The 17,496-nt window shown below is 41.2% G+C and carries 14 protein-coding genes; all 14 read left to right on the forward strand.

Translation table 11 applies throughout. The features are described from left to right. Positions 1–28 precede the first annotated feature (28 nt). Positions 29–604 (forward strand): transcription factor FapR, encoded by a 576-nt coding sequence (gene fapR / locus F7732_RS02050; protein ID WP_066446722.1) that lies wholly within the window; start codon positions 29–31, stop codon positions 602–604. Between the two features lie 6 nt (positions 605–610). Further along, positions 611–1,603, forward strand: coding sequence for a phosphate acyltransferase PlsX (gene plsX, locus F7732_RS02055; RefSeq protein WP_151572030.1), 993 nt, complete (start codon positions 611–613; stop codon positions 1,601–1,603). Positions 1,604–1,629: 26 nt separating this feature from the next. Further along, the gene (gene fabD / locus F7732_RS02060) at positions 1,630–2,577 is read left to right on the forward strand and encodes an ACP S-malonyltransferase (RefSeq protein ID WP_151572031.1); all 948 of its coding nucleotides are present in this window, start codon (positions 1,630–1,632) and stop codon (positions 2,575–2,577) included. Continuing rightward, positions 2,574–3,317, forward strand: coding sequence for a 3-oxoacyl-[acyl-carrier-protein] reductase (fabG, locus tag F7732_RS02065; RefSeq protein ID WP_151572032.1), 744 nt, complete (start codon positions 2,574–2,576; stop codon positions 3,315–3,317). The genes fabD and fabG overlap by 4 nt, the downstream gene beginning before the upstream one ends. Positions 3,318–3,397: 80 nt before the next feature. Further along, a complete protein-coding gene (locus F7732_RS02070; protein ID WP_066446707.1) occupies positions 3,398–3,631 on the forward strand; it encodes an acyl carrier protein in 234 nt (77 codons plus the stop codon). A 332-nt stretch (positions 3,632–3,963) separates the two neighbouring features. Next, the gene (rnc, locus tag F7732_RS02075; protein ID WP_151572033.1) at positions 3,964–4,707 is read left to right on the forward strand and encodes a ribonuclease III; all 744 of its coding nucleotides are present in this window, start codon (positions 3,964–3,966) and stop codon (positions 4,705–4,707) included. Positions 4,708–4,753: 46 nt separating this feature from the next. Continuing rightward, positions 4,754–8,320, forward strand: coding sequence for a chromosome segregation protein SMC (gene smc, locus F7732_RS02080; protein ID WP_151572034.1), 3,567 nt, complete (start codon positions 4,754–4,756; stop codon positions 8,318–8,320). A gap of 58 nt (positions 8,321–8,378) precedes the next feature. Next, positions 8,379–9,368, forward strand: a complete 990-nt coding sequence (gene ftsY / locus F7732_RS02085; protein WP_151572035.1) for a signal recognition particle-docking protein FtsY — start codon at positions 8,379–8,381, stop codon at positions 9,366–9,368. A gap of 455 nt (positions 9,369–9,823) precedes the next feature. Continuing rightward, positions 9,824–12,208 carry a type 1 glutamine amidotransferase family protein gene (locus F7732_RS02090; protein ID WP_151572036.1) on the forward strand — a complete coding sequence of 795 codons (2,385 nt, stop codon included), beginning with the start codon at positions 9,824–9,826 and terminating at the stop codon, positions 12,206–12,208. Continuing rightward, the gene (locus tag F7732_RS02095; RefSeq protein WP_151572037.1) at positions 12,205–13,140 is read left to right on the forward strand and encodes an ABC transporter ATP-binding protein; all 936 of its coding nucleotides are present in this window, start codon (positions 12,205–12,207) and stop codon (positions 13,138–13,140) included. The genes F7732_RS02090 and F7732_RS02095 overlap by 4 nt, the downstream gene beginning before the upstream one ends. Continuing rightward, the gene (locus F7732_RS02100; protein ID WP_151572038.1) at positions 13,137–13,985 is read left to right on the forward strand and encodes an ABC transporter permease; all 849 of its coding nucleotides are present in this window, start codon (positions 13,137–13,139) and stop codon (positions 13,983–13,985) included. Before F7732_RS02095 ends, F7732_RS02100 begins: the two co-directional genes overlap by 4 nt. A gap of 29 nt (positions 13,986–14,014) precedes the next feature. Continuing rightward, entirely contained in the window at positions 14,015–15,616 is a 1,602-nt protein-coding gene (locus tag F7732_RS02105) for a hypothetical protein (RefSeq protein WP_151572039.1), read from the forward strand. A 10-nt stretch (positions 15,617–15,626) separates the two neighbouring features. Beyond that, entirely contained in the window at positions 15,627–16,625 is a 999-nt protein-coding gene (locus tag F7732_RS02110) for an AAA family ATPase (RefSeq protein ID WP_151572040.1), read from the forward strand. Beyond that, positions 16,625–17,491 carry a DUF58 domain-containing protein gene (locus tag F7732_RS02115; protein WP_151572041.1) on the forward strand — a complete coding sequence of 289 codons (867 nt, stop codon included), beginning with the start codon at positions 16,625–16,627 and terminating at the stop codon, positions 17,489–17,491. The genes F7732_RS02110 and F7732_RS02115 overlap by 1 nt, the downstream gene beginning before the upstream one ends. Positions 17,492–17,496 lie beyond the last annotated feature (5 nt).

The raw sequence follows: 17,496 nt of genomic DNA on the forward strand, positions 1-17,496 counted from the left end.
GTCTTAATATCTCGAACGGTGTGATGATATGAGGAGAAACAAAAAAGAAAGACAGCTATTATTGGCTGATACAATAAAAGAAAACCCCTTTATCACGGATGAGGAGCTGGCAGAGAAATTTTCGGTTAGTGTCCAGACCATCCGCTTGGACAGGCTTGAATTGTCGATCCCTGAATTAAGGGAGCGAATTAAGAACGTGGCAGAAAATCGCTTTGATGACGAAGTCCGCTCTTTGCCAATCGAAGAAGTGATTGGTGAGATTATCGATATCGAATTGGATAATACAGCTATTTCTTTATTTGATGTAAAACGGGAACATGTTTTTCAAAGGAATAACATAGCGCGGGGCCACCATCTGTTTGCTCAAGCCAATTCCCTTGCAGTTGCTGTAATTGATGACGAACTTGCCTTAACTGCTAAAGCAAACATTCAATTTACCAGAGCCGTTAAAGAAGGCGAGCGGGTTGTTGCGAAAGCAAAGGTTGTTCATATAGACCATGATACAGGACGTACAGCTGTTGAAGTAAACTGCTATGTGAATACTGAACACGTATTTAAAGGTGAATTTGATATGTTCAGATCAAAAAATAATGCAAAAGGATGAATGAGCATGAAAATAGCCATTGATGCAATGGGAGGCGATCATGCGCCTAAGGAAATCGTCCTTGGTGCATTGAAAGCTGTTGAAGCCTATAAAGATATCGAGATCGTCCTTGTGGGGGATGAAGAGCAGATCAAACCATTATTATCCTCAAATGAACGAATCTCAATTATACATACAGATGATGTTATATTAGCTACAGATGAGCCAGTTCGAGCCGTAAGAAGAAAGAAAACAGCCTCAATGGTTGTTGCCGCACAGCAGGTTGCAGATGGCGCTGCAGATGCTTGTATTTCAGCAGGAAACACTGGTGCCTTAATGGCAGCAGGGTTGTTCATTGTAGGAAGAATTGAAGGGATTGAACGTCCTGCTTTATCACCAACACTGCCGACAATTGGCGGAGAAGGATTTGTCCTCCTTGATGTGGGTGCGAATGTAGATGCAAAACCTGAGCACTTAGGGCAATATGCTGTTATGGGATCGGTATACGCAGAAAAAGTGCGCGGAGTACATAAACCGAGAGTGGGACTCTTAAACATTGGCACAGAAGAAAAAAAGGGAAATGAACTGGCCAAAGCAGCTTTCGACTTATTACAAAAGCAAAGCGATATCCATTTTATCGGAAATGTTGAAGCGCGTGACTTGCTTGATGGCGCTGCAGACGTAGTAGTAACAGATGGATTTACCGGCAATATGGTCTTAAAAACAATTGAGGGGACTGCACTTTCGGTCTTTAAAATGTTAAAAGCCACTTTATCGAGCAGCTTTAAGAGTAAAATGGCTGCAGCTCTAATTATGCCTGATTTACGGGAACTAAAATCTAAGATGGACTACGCAGAATATGGCGGAGCAGCATTGTTTGGTCTAAAAGCCCCTGTGATTAAGGCGCACGGTTCATCCAATGCAGACGCTCTGTTCAGCGCAGTCAGACAGACAAGAGATATGGTGCAGAACAATGTGGCTGCTACAATTAAAGAAGTATTAGAACAGAATCAATCATGATCGATTGATGATATAGGAGGTTTACTATGGGAAAGATCGCCTTTGTATTTCCAGGGCAAGGGTCCCAGACAGTTGGAATGGGACAAGCTTTAGCCCAAGCAGATGAAGGAGTGAAAGCTTATTTTGATGCTGCTGATACTGCATTGAATTTCTCACTTTCATCCATTATTTTTGAAGGTCCAAAGGAAAAACTTACACAAACAGCAAATACACAGCCGGCTTTATTAACAACTAGTATGGCAATTCTGCATCATTTTCAGAAACAAGGCATCACAGCAGACTATGTTGCCGGCCATAGTTTAGGAGAGTATTCAGCTTTAGTTGCAGCAGGAGCGATCTCTTTTGAAGATGCAGTGGCTGCGGTTCGAAAACGCGGTGAACTGATGGAAGAAGCTGTGCCAAATGGCGAAGGTGCCATGGCAGCTGTCTTAGGGCTTGATCGTGAAAAGCTTGCTGAAGTAACGGCTGAAATTTCAGCGATGGGCAATGCTGTTCAGCTGGCGAACTTAAATTGTCCTGGTCAAATTGTTATTTCCGGTTCAAAAAAAGGAATAGAATTGGCCGCTGTAAAAGCAAAAGAAGCTGGAGCAAAGCGTGTATTGCCACTTGAAGTAAGCGGGCCGTTTCATTCATCATTGATGAAACCGGCAGCAGAGAAATTTAAAGCTGTCATTGAAGGTATTACTGTAAAAGAAGCCACAATTCCAGTACTTGCTAATGTAAATGCAAAAGCAATGACTTCACCTGAAGATATTAAAACCAATTTAGTGGAGCAGCTTTATTCTCCAGTTCTTTGGGAAGATTCAGTTCGGGAAATGATTGCGTTAGGTGTTGATACATTTATTGAAATTGGTCCTGGAAAAGTTCTTTCCGGCTTAGTGAAAAAAATTGATCGATCAGTCAAAACTTATGCTGTATCTGATGAAGAATCATGTTTGGCAGCATTGGAAGCATTAAAGGAGGAAGCACAATGAAACTGCAGGGAAAAGCGGCAATCGTAACAGGAGCATCTCGCGGCATTGGGAAAGAGATTGCATTGGAATTAGCACGTCAGGGTGCCAATGTGGTTGTTAACTATGCTGGAAGTGAACAGCGTGCCAAAGAAGTAGTTGATGAGATAAAAGCATTGGGCACTGAAGCCTTCGCAATTCAATGTGATGTAGCAAGCAGCGAGTCAGTAACAGATATGGTAAAAGCGGCGATCGAAAAATTTGGCACCATTGACATTCTAGTTAATAATGCTGGGATTACAAGAGACAACTTATTGATGCGAATGAAGGAAGATGAATGGGATGATGTCATCAATACGAATCTAAAGGGTGTCTTCCTATGCACGAAAGCTGTAACAAGACAAATGATGAAACAGCGCAGCGGAAGAATTATTAATATCTCTTCGATTGTAGGAGTGAGCGGTAATCCTGGACAAGCGAACTATGTGGCTGCAAAAGCTGGGGTAATTGGTTTAACAAAAACTGCTGCCAAGGAGCTTGCGACTAGAGGGATCACCGTTAACGCGGTTGCTCCTGGTTTTATTACAACAGATATGACCGATCAGCTTGCTGATGATGTGAAAGAGATGATGCTGAAGCAGATCCCGCTTGCACGTTTTGGTGAACCGTCTGATATTGCAAATGTCGTTACATTCCTAGCATCAGAAGACAGCCGCTATATGACAGGTCAAACCCTTCATATTGACGGCGGAATGGTTATGTAAACAATCTTTGAAAAAATAAAGATAGACGTTTATTAATTGATTAAAATACTCTATAATGTCTTGAGGGGAGGTGAACAAGCATGGCAGAAGTATTAGAACGTGTAACAAAGATTATCGTTGACCGTCTTGGTGTAGAAGAATCCGAAGTGAAATTGGAAGCTTCTTTTAAGGATGATCTTGGCGCTGATTCCCTTGACGTAGTTGAGCTAGTAATGGAATTGGAAGATGAGTTCGATATGGAGATCTCTGATGACGACGCTGAAAAGATTGCTACAGTGGGTGACGCTGTTAACTACATACAAGCACAGCAGTAATCGTCTTTCTTGAAATGGCATGAGGGAGAGCATCTCCCTCATCCATTACAATTGTGTTTATTGTCCGCTATTACTTGTACTTTCAGAAAGTTAAGTGAAGCAAAGCCCTAGTCGTTTGCCTTGCAGGCTTGACGATCGGCGAGTGTTTACGATAGCGGTTAACAGGTAATATCGGACAGTAAATACGTTTCTGCAGTGATATTACCATAACTTGGGAGCTGATAAGCTTTCCAAGTTTCTTTGTGTTTTTTTTCATTTTCGCTTAAAATCAAACTATCACTGACAGGCTGTTTCCTGGAAAATTTAAATTATGGAACAAGGTGGATGCAAAAATGCGCTATTACAATAAAGAGAAAGATAAAAGAACATCACGCGCACATGATAAAAGGTTTAAAGAATTTCAAGAAAATAAAGGAATTATTTTTCGTAATGAAAAATTGTTAAAACAAGCCTTTACACATTCTTCATATGTGAATGAGCATCGCAGAAAGCCTTATGAAGATAATGAACGGCTTGAATTTTTGGGAGATGCTGTTTTGGAGCTGACTGTTTCAAAATTCCTCTATATTAAATATCCGATGATGAGTGAAGGAGAACTGACAAAGCTGAGAGCAGCTGTTGTCTGTGAGCCTTCATTAGTTGCTTTTGCAAATGAACTTTCATTTGGAGAGCTTATTCTTCTCGGAAAGGGAGAAGAAATGACTGGCGGCAGATCGAGACCAGCACTGCTGGCGGATGTTTTTGAAGCGTTCATTGGGGCTTTATATTTAGATCAGGGAATTGATACGGTTGTCGATTTTCTTGAAAAGGCAGTATTCCCTAAAATCGATGCTGGAGCTTTTTCACATGTGATGGATTTCAAAAGTCAGCTTCAGGAGCTGATTCAGCGTGATGGTTCAGGAGCAATAGAGTATAAGATATTAATGGAAAAAGGTCCTGCTCATAACCGGGAATTTGTTTCAACCGTTTCTTTAAATGGAGCAGAGCTTGGCACAGGTACAGGACGATCAAAAAAAGAAGCAGAACAGCATGCTGCCCAAATGGCTCTGCAGGTTTTAAAAAACCATATCAACTAAACAGATTTTTTCAGCATGAAAGATGGAGAGGCTAGGGGGAGCAAACTTGTTATTAAAACGGCTAGATATAGTAGGGTTTAAATCATTTGCCGAGCGGATTGCAGTTGATTTTGTCCCTGGAGTAACAGCAGTCGTCGGCCCAAACGGAAGCGGAAAAAGCAACGTAACCGATGCTATACGCTGGGTTTTAGGAGAACAGTCGGCCAAGTCACTGCGCGGGGCTAAGATGGAGGATATTATCTTTTCAGGCAGTGATTCAAGAAGACCGCTCAATTTTGCCGAGGTTAGCTTAACATTAGAAAATGAAGATCATTTTCTGCCAATCGAATACAATGAAGTCAGTGTTACACGCCGTGTTTACCGTTCTGGCGACAGTGAGTTTTTTATCAACAAACAGCCATGCCGTTTAAAAGACATCGTTGATCTGTTTATGGATTCCGGGTTAGGAAAAGAAGCGTTTTCGATTATTAGCCAAGGGCGTGTTGAAGAAATTTTAAACAGCAAACCTGAAGAGCGGAGAACGATTTTTGAGGAAGCTGCCGGCGTTTTAAAATATAAAACGAGAAAGAAAAAAGCAGAAGGCAAACTTTTTGAATCTCAGGAAAATTTAAACAGGGTTAACGATATTTTGCATGAATTGGAAGGACAGGTTGAACCGCTGAAAATTCAAGCGTCGATTGCGAAGGATTACTTGCAGCAAAAGGAAGAGCTTGAACAGATTGAAGTGGCTCTGACAGTTTATGAAATCGAGGAATTACATGAAAAATGGCAGAGATTATCCGTTCAGCTTGAAAAACAGCAGCAGGATGAACTGCAGCTGACAAGTGCCATTCAGGCAAAAGAAGCTAAAATTGAGCAGATGCGTGATCATGCGGCAGCTCTGGATGAGTCTGTCAATGATCTGCAAAATATTCTCCTTCATGCCAGTGAGGAACTGGAAAAGCTTGAAGGCCGAAAAGAAGTATTAAAGGAACGGAAAAAAAATGCCTCACAAAATAAAGAACAGCTGGCAAAATCCATTGAAGAACTAACAGAAAGAATTGCTCAGCTGCACGTTCAAAAAGATGAACTGCAGGCAGCTAAGGATCAATTGCAATCTGAAGCAAATCTCCTAAAGAAACAATTGACTGAGAAACAGGAGCAGCTGAAGCTTTTTGCAGAAGATAACGAACAGGTTATTGAATCATTAAAAAGTGAATATATTGAGATTTTAAATAAACAAGCTGCGTCCAAAAATGAAATGCAAATGATTTCTCGTCAATTAAGCCAGCAGGATGCAAGAAATGAAAAACTCGAACATGATAATGAAAAGTTCATTGAAGAACGCTCACTGATCACCGAACGCAAACTGCAGGCAGAAAGCGGACTAAGTGAAGTGCACGCAGCCCTAGAAGAACAAATTCACCTGTTCCGCGAAGCACAGAAAAAGGCTGAAACAGTAAAAAACAATTATGAAAAGCAAGAGAAGACCCTTTATCAGGCGTATCAATATTTACAGCAGGGCAAATCAAGACAAGAGATGCTTGAAGAGCTCGAGGATGATTACTCAGGTTTCTTTCAAGGGGTAAAGGAAGTTTTAAAAGCAAGAGGAAACAAACTAAATGGCATTGAAGGTGCTGTTGCTGAACTGATTTCCGTTCCAAAGCAGTACGAAACCGCCATTGAAATTGCATTAGGCGGAGCAATGCAGCATGTTATTGTTCAAACCGAGCAGGATGGCCGCAGTGCGATACAATACTTAAAAGGCAATGGATATGGACGTGCGACGTTTTTGCCTTTGAATGTCATGAAGGCAAAATTTCTGCAGGCTAATCAGCAGCAGGTTTTGTCTGGTCATGATGCTTTTGTTGGACAAGCATCAGCTCTGATTGAATATAACAGCAAATATGCTGCAGCAATTGAAAGCTTGCTTGGAAATGTAGTCATAGCCAAAGATTTAAAAGGTGCTAATGAATTGGCTAAACTGCTATCTTATCGGGTTCGGATTGTGACACTTGATGGAGATGTCGTAAATCCAGGCGGTTCTATGACGGGCGGGGCTATTAAGCAAAAGAATACTTCTATTTTAAGCAGAAAAAGCGAATTAGAGGAACTAAAGGCAAGAATCACTGATATGGAAGAAAAAACTGCCTCGCTGGAAGAACTCGTTAAAAAGCTAAAGCATGATGTACAGCAGCAGGCAGAACAATTGGAGATTCTGAAAGAAAAGGGAGAGAATCTGCGTTTACAAGAACAAAGAATGAAAGAGGATCTCCGTGAGATTGAATATGAGGAAAAAAGGATAAATGAGCGTTTATCCATCTATGATCTCGATAAAGCACAGTATAGTGAGGATAAAGACAATCTTGTGTCAAGGCAAAAAATCCTGCAGCAGCAGCTTCAGCAATTCGAAGTTCAAACAGCAGAGCTTGATGATCAGATTCGTCTTTTAACAGAACGAAAATTTACAGACCAAACGTCCAAAGAAGCGCTGCTCGCTGAAATCAGTGACTTAAAGATTACTTTTGCAGCGAAAAGTGAACAGCTAAACAGTGCAGCTGAAAGGCTGAATCACACTGTAAACGAATGGACATCTTCCTCAGATAAGCTAAACTTGATTCAGGATGATTTAAAGCTTTTATCATCAGAAATGACGAACAGCTCTTCAGGAGAAATTCAGCTTGAAGAGGCAGCTAACCGAAAGCTGCAGGATAAAAATGAAACGGTCAGTCTGATTGCAAGCAGAAGAGCTGAACGATTAAAGCTGCAGACAGAGCTTGAGGATTTGGAGCTTGAAGCGAAAGAATTGAAACGTACTCATAAAGGGTTAAGTATTGCTTTGAAAGATGATGAGGTGAAACTCAATCGAATTGATGTTGAGCTTGAAACACGCCTTGCTCATCTGCGGGAAGAATATTTATTATCGTTTGATGCTGCGAAAGAAGCTTATCCGCTAACGATTGATGCTGAAGAGGCTCGTAAAAAGGTTCGTCTCATTAAAATGTCAATCGATGAGCTCGGAACCGTTAATCTTGGTGCAATTGAGGAATATGAGCGTGTGTCTGAACGTTATGAATTCCTGCTTGAGCAAAAAAACGATCTGCAGGAAGCAAAAGATACGTTATACCAGGTTATTGATGAAATGGACATTGAAATGAAAAGAAGGTTTGAGCAAACCTTTAACGGCATCCGTTTTCACTTTGAATCTGTGTTTCAGTCATTGTTTGGCGGCGGCCGAGCCGATTTACGCTTAACCGATCCTGAAGACCTTTTGAATACAGGTGTTGAAATTGTTGCACAGCCGCCAGGCAAAAAGCTGCAGAATCTTGGTTTATTATCTGGAGGCGAACGGGCTTTGACAGCTATTGGATTATTATTTTCAATTTTAAAAGTAAGACCTGTTCCATTTTGTATTCTCGATGAAGTAGAAGCTGCCCTTGATGAAGCCAATGTCCATCGGTATGCACAATATTTAAAACGATATAGCGGTGAAACACAATTTATCGTCATTACACACCGCAAAGGGACAATGGAGCTTGCAGATGTTCTGTATGGCATTACAATGCAGGAGTCTGGCGTTTCAAAACTTGTTTCTGTAAGACTTGATGAATCAAGGGAAATGGTTCCGCTCTAAAGATCAGCCGGGGAAATCTCCCGGCATACATATATATACCAATAAAGGATGTGATCAAATGAGTTTTTTCAAAAAATTAAAAGAGAAGATTACGAAACAAACAGACAGTGTAACGGAGAAATTTAAAGATGGCTTAACGAAAACACGTGATAATTTTTCAGGCAAGGTGAATGATCTTGTTGCTCGTTACCGAAAAGTAGATGAAGACTTCTTTGAAGAGCTTGAAGAGATATTAATACAAGCCGATGTCGGATTTGATACCGTTATGAAGCTTGTCGATGAGCTAAAGCTCGAAGTGAAGCGGAAAAATATTCAAGATCCTGCAGAGGTACAAGATGTTATTTCTGAAAAGCTGGTTGAGATCTATGAACAGGGAGGCAATTCATCCTCTGCTTTAAATATTCAAGAAGGCGAATTAACGGTTATCCTTTTTGTTGGTGTAAACGGTGTTGGGAAAACAACAACCATCGGCAAACTTGCCCATAAATTTAAAAACGAAGGCAAGAAAGTGGTTTTAGCTGCTGGCGATACATTCCGTGCAGGTGCCATTGAACAGCTTGAAGTATGGGGTGAACGTGTCGGCGTTGAAGTCATTAAGCAAGGAGCAGGTTCTGATCCTGCTGCCGTCATGTACGATGCTGTGCAGGCTGCGAAGTCACGCCAGGCGGATATCCTTATTTGTGATACAGCTGGCCGTCTGCAAAACAAAGTCAATTTGATGAAAGAGCTGGAAAAAGTCAAAAGAGTCATTGAACGTGAAATTCCAGGGGCTCCTCATGAAGTTTTGCTTGCCCTTGATGCCACTACAGGCCAAAATGCAATGCTTCAAGCCAAAACCTTTAAGGAAGCCACAAATGTTACAGGTATTGTGCTTACAAAGCTGGATGGAACGGCAAAAGGCGGAATCGTCCTTGCCATCCGCAACGAACTCGACATTCCGGTTAAATTCGTCGGACTAGGCGAAAAAATGGACGACCTCCAAGAATTCAACGCCGAGCAATACGTATATGGCCTATTTGCCGATATAGTTGAAAAAGAAGAAGAATAAACACTTATGAATAACATTTGATATCAGGATAATGACCCGAACTATTAACAGATATTTTTAATGATCTGTAAAATGGTTCGGGTCTTTTTGTGTTTATAGGCTGGAAAATTTTGAGTCTGGCTGTAGTGAAAGTTTGTTGTTGTAAAAAAGTGTCTTTTAGCAATTAATTGGAACCGAAGATTTATATACACGAGCGCGGTGCTTCGACCCAGCAAGAGCTATAGCGACGATGAGGCTCAGCGCGCTCCCATCCTCTGAAGTGGAAATCTCAATACCTTTATATAATAACTATAAAGTTTAACAAAACAGTACAATGAAAAAAACTTCCCAGCAAGTGAAGGGGTATATCCTTTTCCTTTCGTCTATTATGTAGATGAAAAAATTGTAAAAACATGAAAACTAATTGCAATTTATAACGTCTATATTATTGAAGATGGCTATGGAGGGGTATGCAGATGAAAAAAACAAAGATATTGATTTTGCTATTATGTTCGTTATTCTTTTTTTCTTATCTTTTCCCGCAGCAGGTTACTGCTGCAGAAGAATCCGGCTTAACCATTACGGTTGATGAAGGTTTCGATGGAAAAGTGAAACGGGGAGAAGGCTTTCCGGTTGTACTAAATGTTGAAAATTCAGGAGAGGATTTTAGCGGAAGTGTGCTAGTTAGCTTTTATCCTTCCTACAACTCCGGAGGCTCCATTCCAGTGAAAATTGAAGTGCCTGCGGGAGAAACTAGAACATTTCAACTATCACTTCCTGGCATGACAGAGGATCATCAATCCTATTATCAAAATGAACCGTCCATTCATGTTTTTGAAGGAGACTGGCAGGATGGGGAACAGCTTACATATAAAGGTGATAAAGCCGTTAAGCCGAAGTTTATTGATGATGCCACTACATTTATTGGTGTATTAAGCGAAAACTACGACCGGCTTAAGGAGCTGAGGACTACAGCATCTGCGACAATGGCCGAATTAAACCCAGACATATTGCCAGCACAAGCAATGGGATTGGAATCTATTGATGTCATGATTGTTGATGAATTTTCATTATCACAGCTTAGTGACGCTCAGCAAAACGCTATAAAAGAATGGATCAAAGTAGGCGGCACGCTCATTGCGGGAGCTGCACCAGATGCGCAAGCCACTTACGGTGGATTATTTGAACTATTGCCAATGAAACCTGATAAGGAGGCAGACGCTTCCGCGGAATTTTTAAAACTCGGATCATCTATTGAAGAATTGCCTTTTAATGAACTTCCGTTTTTTACAGGCCAAGTGGCAGAAGGTGCTGAAGTTTTAATCAAAAATGGGGAGCTGCCTGCTGTTGTAAGATCACTATATGGCAGCGGTATGATCCTGCAAAGCAGCTTTTCACTGGGGGATGAACCTCTCTCGGCCTGGAAGGACTATGATACTTGGTTTGTAAACTTATTAAAGTATAGTGATGCCGGTCAAATATCGAATGCGAATATGCATGGGGGATTTTATGATTCTCTATATTGGGAGTTTGCAGAAGCGAATGAATACTTCCCTGCATCAAATGTTTCGATTGAACAGCTTATCGGGTTACTGGCTATCTATATCATTATAGTTGTACCTATCTTGTATTTTATCCTGCGAAAAATGGATAAACGGGAGCATTCCTGGTGGGTGATTCCTGCACTTTCGATCTTAATGGCAGCTGTCATTTTTACAATCGGGGCAAAAGACCGAATATCGCAGGCACAGTTAAATCAAATGGGCGTTTACTATGAGGAAAACAATCAATTATCAGGATTGCAGGCAGCTACACTGCTATCAAATACAAGCGGTGAATATGCCATTGAATATCCTAGCGGAGCATTCCGTCCTGTAAGCGGGGGCGGTGGAGGCAATTCCCTTAATGATCCAATGAGGGGTGCGATCTTCGCTGAGCAAGTAAAAACCAGTTCTGTCATTTTTCCTAAGACGGATTATTGGTCCACACAAACCATTTATGGCAAAGCAAATCATGCTGCTGAAGGCGGATTTGCTTCTGAATTAACATTATCAGACAAAATATTAACAGGGACAGTCACCAATCATTATGATTATGATTTTTCAGAGGTCTTTATTTGGTCGGGTTCACAGAAAATTAAGCTTGGTGCCTTGAAAAAAGGAGAAACCTTGGAGGTTAATAAACAAATTAATCAATCCATATTAACGAAACCAACTTCAAATGGATACGGCGGAATCAACTATAATCAATCAGATATTGATAAGGTGAAGCGCGAGCAGCTTGAATATTCAGCCGTTAACTATGTTTTAAATGAGCATATGGAAGCAGCAAAGCCGGTGATTGCCGGAATTACTTCACAGTCAGTCATTGATATAACGGTAGCTGATAAGGATGAAAAGCAGAATAATATCAACATGATCATCTCTTCAGCAGATGTGCAGCAAAACATAACGGGTGCTTTCACTTTAAAGCAAGAGACCTTAAAGACAGACCTTCAAGTAATTTCAGGACATATTTATGAAGAAATGATGTATGGAACAGATTATGAGGTAAATCTCGATAATGGAGAATATGAGTATAAGATTGAATTGCCTGAACAGCTTAAAGGGAAAGATGTGACACTGACTGAGCTAAAGCTTGCTTTTCGAAATCCAACGATTGAATATTCGCTTTTAAACGCTGCTTCAGAAGAATGGCTGCCGCTGGAATCAGATAAAACAGCCACGTTAAAGGAAAGTGACAGCGTGAATGAATTTGTTTCTCCAGAAGGAGTGATCGTTTTGAAATTAACGAAAAACACGGGTGGAGATCCTTATGTTCAAATGCCGAATATCAGTATTAAAGGAGAAGTAGCCCCATGATCGAAATTATGAACTTAACGAAGGAATATGGAAGCTTTAAAGCGCTGGATTCACTGAATCTAAAAATTGAAAAAGGGACCGTATTTGGATTTGTCGGTCAAAATGGAGCAGGAAAGTCTACCACCTTTTCCATTCTTGCGACACTTTTAGCTCCCTCTTCTGGAACTGCCTATGTCAATGGCTATAATGTGCAAAAGGAACCTCGGGAGGTAAGGAAGCAAATTGGTTATATGCCTGACTTCTTTGGTGTTTATGACCAATTAAAGGCAGATGAATATTTGCATTTTTACGGAGCGAGCTATGGAATTTCATATCAGGAAAGAGAAAAATTGATTCCGCAGCTGCTCGAACTTGTTAATTTATCACATAAAAGAGATTCATATGTTGACTTGCTTTCAAGAGGGATGAAGCAGCGGCTATGCCTTGCGCGCTGTCTCATTCATGATCCTGAAGTGCTGATCTTAGATGAACCAGCTTCCGGATTAGATCCCCGTGCCCGCATCGAAATGAGGGAGATTTTAAAAGAGTTAAAAACAATGGGCAAAACCATTCTAATATCCTCACATATTTTGCCTGAGCTTGCCGAAATGTGTGACCAAATCGGTGTGATTGATCAAGGAAAGCTAGTAGCAGAAGGATCGGTCTCTGATATTCAAGAAAAATTAAGAGGCGAAAAAATAATTTTCGTAAAGGTACAATCCAGCCTTCGCGAGACGGTGTCCTTTTTCGAGGATGATCCGTTTATCTCTAATGTACAGTTAATGGACGACGATCAGACAATCCGCTTTATTTATAAAGGCAGCGCAGAAGAGCAGACGGCATTACTAAAAAATGCGATGGTGAAAGGATTGCCGATTACCAGCTTTGCAGAAGAAGAAGCCGACCTGGAAGATATCTTCATGGAAATTACAAAGGGGGTTGAAATGTCGTGAAAAATTTCGTCATAAATCCTGTCTTGAATAAAGAGTTCAAGCTGCGCTTCCGTTCATTTAAAAGCTACCTGGGGATATTGTTTTATTTATTGGCGCTCGGAATTATTATTATTGGATTTGTTTTTATTCAATCGCTTTCCAATAGCTTTGGGTTATTTAAACCGGAAGAAAGCAAAATGATGTTTATGCTGTTGAGTATGCTGCAGCTTGCTTTGATTTTATTTATTACTCCCGGTTTGACTGCAGGAGTAATCAGCAGTGAACGTGAACGGCAAACATTAAATATGATGCTGACCACTACACAAAGCTCAACCAGCATTATTTTAAGCAAGCTTGTTTCTGCTATCTCCTATTTGCTCTTGCTGATTGTGGCCAGCTTGCCATTATACAGCTTCGTCTTTTTGTATGGAGGCATTTCACCTGCTCAAATGCTGACAACCATTGCATTCTATGTTTTTACCATTATGGCATTTGGCAGTCTTGGTGTGCTATTTTCTACTCTCATTCGCAAAACGATTGTCTCGATGGTAACCGCTTATGGGTTAACAATGTTTTTGGCAGGCGGTACCGCTTTTCTGACCTTGCTGCTTATGCAGCTTGGCTACAATTATAGCGGGAATCCTTCCAATGTACAGCATGTGCCATTTGCTTATTTTGCAGCGATGCTAAATCCGGCAATTGCGCTGTTTGGCACGTTTGAGCCAGAGATCGTTGAAGAAATCACAAATGTGACAGGCATCGAATTTCCTTTATGGGCAGCCTATCTGATTTCGTACACAGTCATAACAGCAGGAGCGATTTTCTTTAGCATTAAGAAGCTTCGTCCAAATATGAAAAAAGGTTAATGGAAATGAATTGAAAAGGACTGATCGCAATGGAAAATCGCCAGCAATTTGCTAAACTGCTGAAGCCTGTAAAAAACCAGCTATTCTTATTGCTTACGCTAAAAGAACTGCAATGGCTATCGATATTTGCTGCAGGCGGGAGTCTGGTGCTGTTCATAGCTGCACGTTTTATGACCGTTCCTTTTTTACGGTACTACATTTATAGTCTTGCTTTTCTTTTTATTCTTGCCCTTTTCGTTCGAGTCATTTTAAAACGTCCGGATGATAAGCAGGCTGCGCTCGTTTTTAATCATTATGTTCCGGATGACCGGGTCATTTCGGCCTATTCCTTCCAAAATGAATCCGGGGAGCTGGCTCAGCTCCAGCTTGCTGATACAGTGGAAAAAATGAAGCATGCGGAATCTTCCGTTTTAAAAAGGAAGAAAAAGTTTTTTTATCCAAAGTGGCTGGCGGCAGCTGCTCTTATGTTCCTATGTGCAGCACTGTTATACATGTTCCCTAATGACAAAATGGATGCTGCCGGAGAACGGGAAAAAGAGATCAAACTGGCATCCGAAATGAACAAGGAACTAGAGAAAAAGATAGATGCAGAAAAAAATAAAGAGGTTAAGAACTCACTGGAAAAAGTAAAAGAAAAACTCGCTGAAACAAAATCAGCTGAAAAAGCAATGGAAGAAATGCAAAAACAGCTGAAAAATATGGAATTACAAGCGTTGAAGGCAAAGGAGAAACAAACTGCACTGCAAAACTTTCAAAAAGATGCAATAAAGAATGATTTAGCCAGTCTTGGTGAAAAGCTGGATCAGAAGAATATAGAAGAGATTAAAAAAGAGTTGAAAAGCTTAAATGATAATTATGACAAGCTGTCTGAGCAACAAAAGCAGGCATTAGAAAGTATTACTGACAAGAATGGACAGCTTTCAGAAGAGGAACTTGCTAAAGCAGCAGAACAGCTGGAACAGCTGCTTCAATCTGAGGAGTTTTTAGAACAGCTTGCTGCCGCCCAAAACTCATTATTAAATACTGGCACTGCCCTTCAGAAACAGCTGGCAGCCAGCGGGCTTTCTGCATCTCAGCTTGCTTTATCATCAAATGCCAGCACTGGAGAAGGAACAGCTCCTAATTCTCAAGATGGAGAAGGGGCAAATGGGGAAGGGGATAGTGAAGGTGAAGGGGAAGGAACAGGTTCTGGTTCTGGTTCCGGTTCCGGTTCTGGCTCAGGTTCCGGCTCCGGTTCTGGCTCTGGCTCCGGCTCTGGTTCTGGCTCAGGTTCCGGCTCCGGCTCTGGTTCAGGTTCAGGTTCAGGTTCAGGTTCCGGCTCTGGCTCTGGCTCTGGCTCTGGAACAGGCAGCGGTGCGGGACTTGGCCAGGGATCACGCGAACTTCTTACCGTACCACAATCTCTAGATGGAAAGGTTAATAGAGAAACCGATAACGGAAAGCTTGGCCAAGGAACACCATCGCAGCAGTTTGAAGCAGATGGCCCTGTACTAAAGGGAAATATCCGCCCTTACAGTGAAGTATATGGGGAATATGAACGGGCATATCGAGAAAGTACGGATCGATATAAGCTGCCGGCAGATTTAGAGGATATTGTTAAAAATTATTTTTCAAATATTGATCCGAGCTAGGAGTGGTAATATGTCAGCAATTGAAGAAAAAGCGCAAACCTTCGCACAAGCAAGTGAAATGTATCTGAAGGTAAAAGAAGAAATTCAATCTTTTATCGTTGGTCAGGATGAAGTCATTGATCATGTGCTTTGGAGTATTTTCGGAGGAGGGCATGTCCTGTTGGAGGGATTGCCTGGTTTAGGAAAGACGATGCTGATCAAAACGATATCAGAATGTCTGGACCTATCCTTCTCTCGTATCCAATTTACACCGGACATTATGCCTTCGGATATTACAGGCACGATGCTGCTGCAGCCAGATGCTGAAGGGAAGCAGCAGTTTTCATTTCATGAAGGACCGCTTTTTGCCAATATTGTATTAGCAGATGAAATTAACCGGGCGACACCAAAGACGCAAAGTGCGTTGCTTGAAGCGATGGGGGAAAAAACGGTTACGATTATGGGCGAAACGAAGCAAATGGAAAAGCCATTTTTTGTTTTGGCAACACAAAATCCAATTGATATGGAAGGAACTTATCCGCTTCCTGAAGCACAAACGGATCGATTTATGTGTAAGGTAAATGTTTCGTACCCAACTAAGCAGGAATTGCTTGAAATTGTGAAAAGAACAACTGGACCAGTAACGAAAAAGCTTCAAGTTGTTGCAAGAAAAGAAGATGTAATCAAGCTTCAACAGCTTGCTAAAGAAATACTTGTTTCGGATGAAGTCATTGAATTTGCTGTCAAAATCATCTCAGCTTCCCATCCTAATACAGAGGATGCCAGTGAAAGTGTTCGCAATTATGTGCAATATGGAAGCGGACCGCGTGGTGTACAAAGCTTAATATCAATGGCAAAAGCACGGGCAATGTGTCTTGGACGCTATCATGTGTCCATTGGAGATTTGAAACAAGCTGCCTTCCCAGTTTTGCGTCATCGTCTAATTCTTAATTTTGAAGGAGAAGCAAACGGAGTGGCTCCTGATGAGATCATTGAAGAAATCCTGGCAGCAGCTGGGGAGATTCAGTAATGAGTAAATCATACAGCTATCTGGGGAAGCTTCAAAAAAAGAAGCTGCTTGTTAAGACGAAGAAAAGAGGATTGCATGCAGGCTCAAGGCAATCAGCACGCTTTGGTTCTTCCCTTGAGTTTTCAGATTTTAGAGCCTATCAGCTTGGTGATGATGTCAGGCAAATTGATTGGAATGTGTATGGGAGAACTCAAAAGCATTATATAAAACGGTTTCTGGATGAACAGGAATTATCAATCAGCATTTATTTAGACGGAACTGCTTCAATGCAAAAGGCAGAGAAGAAATGGGAAATGGCCCGCGAACTGGCTGCTGCATTATCATATACGGTTCTATCAAGCGATGATCGGCTTTATTTTGCAGCAATATCTGGTGAATATATTCAGCCTGTGAAAAAAAGAGGAGCCATATACAGCAGAAAAGTATTTTTAGACATTTTGCATCTGCAGGCCCAAGGAGTATCTGGAGAATTTTGGACAGCCTTGCCTAAGGTGATCAGCAAGAGAGAGCAGCTTTCTGTTCTGATCTCAGATGGTCTCGAACCTCTGTCTGTAATGGAAGAGGTCTTTCAACAGCTTGCTGCTCTTAAGCAAGAGTTCTGGCTGCTTCAAGTATTAAGCTCAGAAGAATTGTTCCCGGACTATTCCGGCGATTTAAAGCTTCTGGATGCTGAAAACGGCACGGTTGTAAATGTGAGTATGAATTCTGCCATTTTAACAGAATACAAGACTAGAATTCGTGAACATAATACAGAATTAGAATCTTTATGCAAAAAGTATGGAGGTCATTATTTATTGGCAGCCGATGACCGTGATCTGCAGGCAATTTTATTTACAGATCTTCCGGCAAAAGGGCTTATGAGATGAGGTGT

This window comes from Bacillus mesophilum, from assembly GCF_008923265.1.
Lineage (GTDB): Bacteria > Bacillota > Bacilli > Bacillales > Cytobacillaceae > Cytobacillus > Cytobacillus mesophilum.